Here is a 1,801-nt window from a genome sequence, read left to right as displayed (position 1 = left end):
CACCCCGGCTGAGTATGCTGCCCAATGCACCCACAACCACCAACCGGTGGACGGCTGCGAGATCGACTGAAGATCAAACCGAAGCGGCTCTAGAACGCTGTGGTCCGACTATCGGGGACCTGCCAGGGGTGTAAATGACCCGACGAAGGTCGGAACGATACCCACCCTTCGCACCCCCCTAATGGGGGGTGTTGCCGCCAAGCAACGGGGCTACGTTGACTTCCATGACTACCGCAGAAGTTAGTCCAACCCAGTCCGTTTCCCTCGCTGACCTGGCCCCGCCCGTGGCGGATCCCGCGCTGATCGGAGTGCCGACCTTCTTGGCCGGCTCCATCGCACTGGGCCTCGTCCTCACCGGCTATGTTCCGGCGACAGCAGCCGCTGCATCGATCCCCATCATCTTGGCGGCGACGGGGATCGGCCAGCTCGTCGCGGCCATCTGGGCAGCCAGCCGCGACCAGAATGCCGTGGCGAGTGTGTTCGGCATCTTCACCGGCTTCTGGATCAGCTACGCCCTGCTCGTACTGGGTTTGACCAACAACTGGTTCGGCATCGCCGAAGAGGACGCCGTCGGTACCCAGAAGCTGTTCCTGCTGACCTGGTTGATCATCATCGTTCTCCTCACCATCGCGAGTGTCCGACTGCCCCTTGCTTTCACACTGCTGTTCACGCTGATCGACCTCGCCGTGCTCTTCGTCTTCCTGGGCACCGCCAACGCCAGTACGACCCAGACAACCATCGGCGGGTACCTGGTGTTCTCCTTCGTGATCGTTGGCGCCTACCTGTTCCTCGACGCGATGAGCCGGGCGACGGGTGGAAAAGGTCTCCCCCTGGGCCGGAGTGTTCTGCGCTGAAGAGCCACGGCCACTCGGCGAAGTCCTCGGGATTCACGATGTCCGACTCGACCCCGTTGTTTCCCTTTCGCTTGGGTCGGTTCGCCGGATGGGACGGAAAGTCCTCGACCAAATAGTCAGGCTGGAGGCTTTGCCGAAATATAAGCCAGGTCTGAGGTGTGAAGCCCACTCCCTCGGCACATTTGGCGAGGTCGATCCAATTACTGATGTTGGTGTAACCGCCGTCGAGAACATTCTGGTTGGTAGCAATCATCGGGAACACGCCGTACCGAACCGGCGGGAAATCGAGCAGAGTCCTACACCACTGGCGGCGGCATTCCGGCGGAATAGGTTCCCATTGTTTCTGCGCCGCAGCCAGACTGGATTCGTCAGCCATGATCCACCTCGTCCCGGAGGTGTTGGACCTCCATCGACTTGCTCGCCGGCGGTCACCGGTCGAGCCAGTTCTTCCCCTGGGGCACCCCTGTCGATGGAGACGGGGTTGCCGGACAGCCGGCCAGGTACCTTTGACTGTCGCTCTTGAACCTGCTTCGACGATAACCGCGGGCAGCCAAAAAGTCATCCCTCGAATCCCACCTTTTGCGATGCCGAACAGCACGCGGGATAAGCTCCACGCGCCCAGGAGCGTTGCCGATCCTGCCCACGTCATCAGCCGGGCAATAGAGGCGATGCCACTCGGCGTCCGAGAGTCCGACCTCGACCGCCGATTGAAAGAGCTGGGGGTGGACGACACAACCCGGACCGCCGCCCCACCCAGCTCCCGATGGACCCGCGAAGAGCTGAGTCACCTTCGACGCCGCGAGCGCGAGCTGGGACCCTCTTAGCCTCAATACCGTTCAGTTAGTGTTGAATGATTGTGCATTCGGGTGGTGTGGTGGGTTGTGGATGGTGTTGGTGGTGGGCTCGTTTGGCTGCCCACTTGAAGATTTTGCGTTTCACGACGCGTG

1 protein-coding gene and 1 riboswitch are annotated in these 1,801 nt (G+C 61.5%); the gene reads left to right on the top strand.

What is annotated here, in order from left to right; all coding sequences use genetic code 11:
* Positions 1-224: 224 nt before the first annotated feature.
* Positions 225-854, top strand: coding sequence for a GPR1/FUN34/YaaH family transporter (locus QMK17_RS26200; RefSeq protein WP_283512206.1), 630 nt, complete (start codon positions 225-227; stop codon positions 852-854).
* 405 nt (positions 855-1,259) lie between these two features.
* A riboswitch (SAM riboswitch) is annotated at positions 1,260-1,379 on the bottom strand.
* Positions 1,380-1,801 lie beyond the last annotated feature (422 nt).

The organism is Rhodococcus sp. G-MC3, assembly GCF_030063335.1.
Classification (GTDB): domain Bacteria; phylum Actinomycetota; class Actinomycetes; order Mycobacteriales; family Mycobacteriaceae; genus Rhodococcoides.
This window is presented reverse-complemented; position numbering and strand designations above follow the sequence as displayed.

Bases quoted from the DNA above. Each gene is read 5' to 3' on its own strand.
- QMK17_RS26200 (WP_283512206.1), top strand. From the start codon at position 225: ATGACTACCGCAGAAGTTAGTCCAACCCAGTCCGTTTCCCTCGCTGAC.